This window comes from Zavarzinella formosa DSM 19928 (assembly GCF_000255705.1).
Taxonomy (GTDB): Bacteria; Planctomycetota; Planctomycetia; order Gemmatales; family Gemmataceae; genus Zavarzinella; species Zavarzinella formosa.
This window is the reverse complement of sequence record NZ_JH636443.1, coordinates 594,238-599,789: the sequence shown is the minus strand read 5'-3', so window position 1 is coordinate 599,789 and position 5,552 is coordinate 594,238. Positions and strand designations below refer to the sequence as shown.

The window sequence follows — 5,552 nt, the reverse complement described above, 5'->3', positions numbered from 1 at the left end:
GCTTTTCGGCAAACTCGCACTTTCGTTCGACGTGGGAGCTATTTAGCAAAACCTCAAACGTGAGCGGGGAAGCAGGGTTTTTCAATCCTGGGCTATTCTTGGGAACACCCACGATGGTCCGGAAAACGGCAGCTTTGGCCGGGATCGCATAACTCACGCTTGCGGCCGACGAAGGCGGCGGATGGGTAAAAAGACTATGCGGCACCAATTTTCCATCGATCTTGGCTTTGGTTGTATTGTTCTCGAACGGCTCATGCAAAGACTTGAGTTCGACAGCCTTGAGGTTGCTGAGGTAGATGCGCTTGCCGGAAACAGAAGCCGATGTGAGCAAAAACTCCACTCGCTCTTTCTCAGCCTTGTCCGCCGAATCATCGAGCTTCAGCTTGATGTACTCCCTCACCGTTGTTTGATAAACTTTGTCCAAGGTCGTCCGCGCGGTGGCGAGTTGATTTTTGAGCGCCATTGGCAATGAGGCGGGCGGCTCGCCCAAATCATCAAACGCCTTGCGTTGTGATTTGAGTTCATCAAGGGCCTTTTTGTCGCCGCTCTTGCGGACGCTCTCTTCCCGCTTGTCGAACAGATCAGTGACCGCCTTCTTGAAGTCCTTCAACTCGCCGTCATACACCCGTTTCGCCTTGGCAAGCCTTTCTTTCGCCTCATCTCCTTCGTCGGCGCGAGAACCCGTACCTGCCATCAACATGAACACAGCGGCGGGAAGCAGAAAACGTAATCCGTTGGACATTCGACACCTGCGGGGTGGGGAAACAAAATCTCGCCAATCCCGGCGGAGTTGACGGAATCCGAGTCTCTTTGCCGGGCGGCCCGACGATGGGTTGAAATTATCACGCCAAGCCGCCGCGTGCAAGCGGTTCGTGGCGCCGGTCGGTAAGGCGCCACATTCGACGGACCACAACCGTTGCCCGGCGCATGGCGGCGTTCGGCTCGCCAAAACAAAAATCCAAAATCCCTCTTCCAAACACCTGCCCATCAAAAGCCCAACTTGACATCTTCCCCTTTGCACTACAATTAACTAATCGGTTAAATAATTCGAAGGGGTGTCAGCGATGACCGATCAACTGAGCGTCACGTTTTCCGCGCTGGCCGACCCCACCCGGCGGGCGATTCTGGCCCGGCTGGCCAAGGGGGAGACGACCGTCATGCAATTGGCCCAGCCCTTTGAGATGAGCCTCCCGGCCGTGACCAAGCACCTCAAAGTATTGCAAAAAGCGGGACTGGTCACCCAAAGCCGACAGGCCCAATGGCGGCCCTGCCGGCTGGAGGCGAAGCCATTGCGGCAAGTCGCCGATTGGGTCGGCGAGTATCGCCGCTTCTGGGAGGAAAGGCTCGACCGACTGGAAGAATATCTCAATGAACTCCAGGCAAAAGAAAAGCCCGATGAACAAGCTGAATGATGCTGACCGGCTGTCCATGTGAACTTCCCTCGTCTGGCAGAGGTCAACATGATGGCTTTGACGGCAGCCAGCCCGTCGGTTGGCGGGCGTTTGGATCACTCTCGTCTTCGGGCTTTGTCATTCACAAGGGGGAACACATGGCGCCGTTCACTTTTGGGGATTGCCCCGTCTGCTCAAAGGAGACCCGGCAACGTTTCTTGTTGGATGGTGACGCCTCCAACGACATCGTGCCGGTGATCTGCGAATCTTGCAACACGGTCCTCCTCATCGGTGACGAAGGAGTCGTCGGGCAACGATCGGCCACCGAGCGAGAACTGGCCGCGATTCCGGCGCGTCCTGTGTTTTCGGCAGAACAATCGGCCGAGCTTCAGGAAGAATACCGGCGAGGCCTTGCCCATGTGGACTCGTGGATTCAATCCGGCCGCCCCGGCCTGACCGCCGAGATGCTGAGCCAGATGCCCGGCCTGGCTAGGGTGATCGCCAAACGCGGGGCGCAATTGCCGCGAGTTGAGAGTGAATGATTTGGTTTGGCGACAGGAGGAGCAGGCGGTGAAATTACTCACGGAACCATACAAGGAACAGAAGGAGGCTTGGCCCAAGGATGGCCGTCATATTCTCGCGCAATTCGATGACGATACCATTATCGTCTATCAGGCGTACCGCCCGTCCATCGGCCGTTGGGCGGCCGAGCATGGAGCGTTTGGCGGGGATTTCAGCTTCTCCCGGATGAGTTGGGTGAAGCCGAATTTTCTCTGGATGATGTATCGCTCCGGATGGGGTCTCAAGGAGAATCAAGAGATCACGCTGGCTCTGCGAATCCGGCGGGCGTTCTTCGACAGACTGCTTTCCGAAGCGGTGCCGTCGTCGTGGGACCGCGATCAGTTCGAGACCGAACAAGATTGGTCGCGGGCGGTTGGTCGTTCGTCCGTGCGGTTGCAATGGGACCCGGACCACCACCCGTCGGGCGCCAAACTCGACCGGCGGGCTATCCAATTGGGGTTGCGCGGCGAAACACTGGAGGCTTTCGGCCGACGCGAGTTAGTCGAGGTTGTCGATTTGTCGGAATTCGTCACCGAGCAACGTTTGCGACTGGCCTCGGGCAGCGTCTCCTCGCTGCTCACGCCGCGCGAGCGGGTTTACCGCCCGGCCGATCCGGATGTCGCGATTAAATTGAGGTTGGCCGATGAGAACGCTGCCTGATGGTTAAGAGCAAGCAAAACCAGATCTCGCGGCTTGGGCCGGCGGGCCGGATGCTGCCTCCGCTCATTTCGCATGGCCTTGGATTGCCTGCCGATACCGCTCTGCCGACCGCACCACGGCGGCCTTTCCGTCTTGCTCGATCACCTTGTCCCAAAATGCCCCGTACACCCGGTCATACTCGAACGGTTCCACCGCCCGGATGATTTGATCGACGGCAACAACCGACAATGGGATGTGATTGGGGTAACTGTACATGAAGCTGACGTATCTTCGGTCGGCGACCACTTGAATGATGTCGCCGCTCAACAGTGCTCCCTTGCCACCGGCGCCGTCCCGCCAGTGCAGGACCGTGCCGCCGTCAAAGTGGCCGCCGCAGCGAACAAGCGTCAGGCCGTCGCCCAGCGGTTTGGTGTCGCCGTCCCAAAAGACAATGGCCTTGTCCGACCGCATCACCCATTGCCGGTCGGCGTCATGCAGGAGGATCGGCGCGTCACTGAAAGCCCGACTCCATTCGACCATCGACGCATAATAATGCGGGTGTGAGATAGCGATGGCCGAGAGGCCGCCCAGCGATTTAACCATTTCAATCAAGGCCGGATCCAGAAGCGGCACGCAGTCCCACAACACGTTTCCGCTCGCCGTCCGCACAAGCAACGCACGCTGGCCGATGCCGAACGATGGCTCGATGCCGATGCCGGTCAGCCCCGGTTCCTCAAACCGGATCGAGTTGCGGTGGGTGAGACGCAACTTGTCGGGCGTGGTCCACTGCTGGCCAGTCGCCTTGACGTATTGCCGGTCGTCCTGGCACACGGCGCAAACCGGCGGCGGTTGCCCGCTCTCGGCGTATTGGGCTCCGCAAGTCACGCAAATGAAGTTTGGCATTCGCCCGCCGCCTTTTTTTCTCTCGTTCTTGAATGCTGTCATTCAACAGCCATTTACGTGGGATCCCTTGGGAACCCCGCCGCTAACGCCATCATGATAGGCAAACCGGACCATCCGCCGGGAACAGACGCAAGGCCGGGGATTGGGGCGGTTTGTGCGATCCGGCCATCGGTCATTTTATCATTGGTCATTTCCCCTTGACCTTGTTCGCCATCCCGTGTATTTCCCCATCACGATGACCCATGTGTCCGTATTGCCGGGCGAAGTGTTGACCCTGCTTGATCCCCAACCGGGCGAGGTTTGGGTGGATTGCACGCTTGGGGCCGGCGGACACGCGCGAATGATCGCCGCGAAGGTCGGGCCGACCGGGCGGGTGATCGGGCTGGATCAGGATGCCGGAATGATTGCGGCCGCCCTCCCGTCGCTGGCGGGGTGGCCGATCACGCCGGTTCATGCGAATTTCGATCAGGTGTCGGCCGCCCTCAAGGGGGTGGGAATTACCGAGGTCGATGGCTTGCTAGCCGATCTCGGCTTTTGCTCCGACCAATTGGAAGACGCCGGGCGGGGTTTGAGCTTCCAGCAGGACGGCCCGCTCGACATGCGGATGGACGCGACGGCCGGGGAATCGGTCGCCGAGATGCTCGCCCGCATCAATGAATATGATCTGGCGAACCTGATTTACGAATACGGCGAGGAACGCCAGAGTCGGCGGATCGCCCGGAAGATCGTGGAGACGCGCAAGACGGCGCCGATCCGCACCACGGGCCAACTGGCTGATCTGGTGCGGTCGTGCGTTCCTCGGGACAAGAAAAGCCGGATCGACCCGGCGACGCGAACCTTCCAAGCCCTGCGGATCGCGGTGAACGACGAACTGGGATCACTGGATCGGCTGCTCTCCCAATTGCCGCGCCTTCTGAACGTCGGCGGCCGGGCGGGGATCATCAGCTTTCACTCGCTGGAGGACCGGCGGGTGAAACAGGCGTTCCAGGACCGCGACCTTTGGGAAGCAGTCACGAAAAAGCCCGTGCAGGCGGGCGACGATGAAACGGTAACCAACCCGCGGGCGCGGAGCGCCAAGTTGCGGGTCGCAAGGAGGCGATCGCATGGCCAGCCACTCTGATCCCGTGTCCGTCCCGCCGGTGAAGCCGGAACTGGCGCCCAAACCGGAAGCGGCCGAGAAGCCAGAACCGACGACAACGAAGCCGGAAGCCGCCACAAAGCCGGAACCGGCGGCGGCGACCGCCCCCAGCCCGGAAACGACTCCGACGACGATGGCCCACAAGTTGGTGTCAACGGCGGCGAAAGCCGGGATGTCGTCAAGCCTCAAAACCAAGGTCGGCATCGTTGTCGGCGGGACCGTGCTCACCCTCGTGGGGGGAGCCTTCGGAATCAAGTCCTTCGGCTCCGGCACGCCGCAAGCCCTCGCCCAAAGCAGCGACAACAAGAACCAGTTCATCACGCCCGCTCCCAAGCCGGAACCGGAACCGGAACCCGCCAAAGTGGAACCGCCCGCCGAGCCGCGAAAACTTCCCGGCGGAATGAGCGATCTGCCATTGGTGGAAGTGCCGAAGATTCCCCCGGTCGGCGAGCATCTTGGTCGGCGGGAACAGACGCCCGAGCCGGTGAAAGCGCCTGCCCACGGAGACCACACGGGGCACCGGGAACAGCCAATCGAGCCGGTGAAAATCCAGATTCCCGGCGACCAGACGGGTCATCGAGACTTGGCGAAGGAACACAAGGACAAGGACAAGGAACACGCGGATATCAAGATTCCGGAGCTGACTCCCCCGCCGATTCCTTCGGGAAGCAAAGAGCCGGGCAACGATCATGTGGAGATCAAAATCCCGGCGCCAGCGCCCGTGATTAAGAACGTTCATGGCGATGTGGAACTGCCGGCGTTGCCAGCCGTGCATAACACGAAGACGGTGAAACAAGACGAGACGATCATCCACCGTGTCGGGGCGGTCGATGGCAAGGACAAGACCGAAACCGCGCCGCCGCCGAAGGCCCCCGTCCTCGACTTGGACACGCTTCCGGCGGTCGTCCCGCCCCCCGTCG

7 protein-coding genes are annotated in these 5,552 nt (G+C 60.5%); 5 read left to right on the top strand and 2 right to left on the bottom strand.

The annotated features are described in order from the left end of the window. Positions 1-742, bottom strand: a 742-nt coding sequence (locus BGIM_RS65010) for a hypothetical protein (RefSeq protein WP_040890445.1), incomplete at its 3' end; no start/stop codon positions are given. A 322-nt stretch (positions 743-1,064) separates the two neighbouring features. Here BGIM_RS65010 and BGIM_RS0127955 point away from each other — a divergent pair. From BGIM_RS0127955 to BGIM_RS0127945, 3 genes are all read left to right on the top strand, one after another. Beyond that, the gene (locus BGIM_RS0127955; RefSeq protein WP_020472998.1) at positions 1,065-1,412 is read left to right on the top strand and encodes an ArsR/SmtB family transcription factor; all 348 of its coding nucleotides are present in this window, start codon (positions 1,065-1,067) and stop codon (positions 1,410-1,412) included. A 137-nt stretch (positions 1,413-1,549) separates the two neighbouring features. After that, complete coding sequence (locus BGIM_RS0127950; RefSeq protein WP_029630664.1) at positions 1,550-1,933, top strand: hypothetical protein; 384 nt, start codon at positions 1,550-1,552, stop codon at positions 1,931-1,933. Continuing rightward, a complete protein-coding gene (locus tag BGIM_RS0127945; protein ID WP_020472996.1) occupies positions 1,926-2,612 on the top strand; it encodes a DUF4291 domain-containing protein in 687 nt (228 codons plus the stop codon). Before BGIM_RS0127950 ends, BGIM_RS0127945 begins: the two co-directional genes overlap by 8 nt. A 63-nt stretch (positions 2,613-2,675) precedes the next feature. Here the strand turns inward: BGIM_RS0127945 and BGIM_RS0127940 are convergent, their stop codons facing one another. Continuing rightward, entirely contained in the window at positions 2,676-3,494 is an 819-nt protein-coding gene (locus BGIM_RS0127940; RefSeq protein WP_040890701.1) for an MBL fold metallo-hydrolase, read from the bottom strand. A gap of 235 nt (positions 3,495-3,729) precedes the next feature. Here BGIM_RS0127940 and rsmH point away from each other — a divergent pair, with 235 nt between their 5' ends. Together rsmH and BGIM_RS52750 are read left to right on the top strand one after the other, a co-directional pair. Further along, positions 3,730-4,614, top strand: a complete 885-nt coding sequence (gene rsmH / locus BGIM_RS0127935) for a 16S rRNA (cytosine(1402)-N(4))-methyltransferase RsmH (RefSeq protein ID WP_040890700.1) — start codon at positions 3,730-3,732, stop codon at positions 4,612-4,614. Continuing rightward, positions 4,598-5,552: hypothetical protein (locus tag BGIM_RS52750; protein ID WP_202947316.1), on the top strand; the 955-nt coding region annotated here is incomplete at its 3' end. The genes rsmH and BGIM_RS52750, both read left to right, overlap by 17 nt.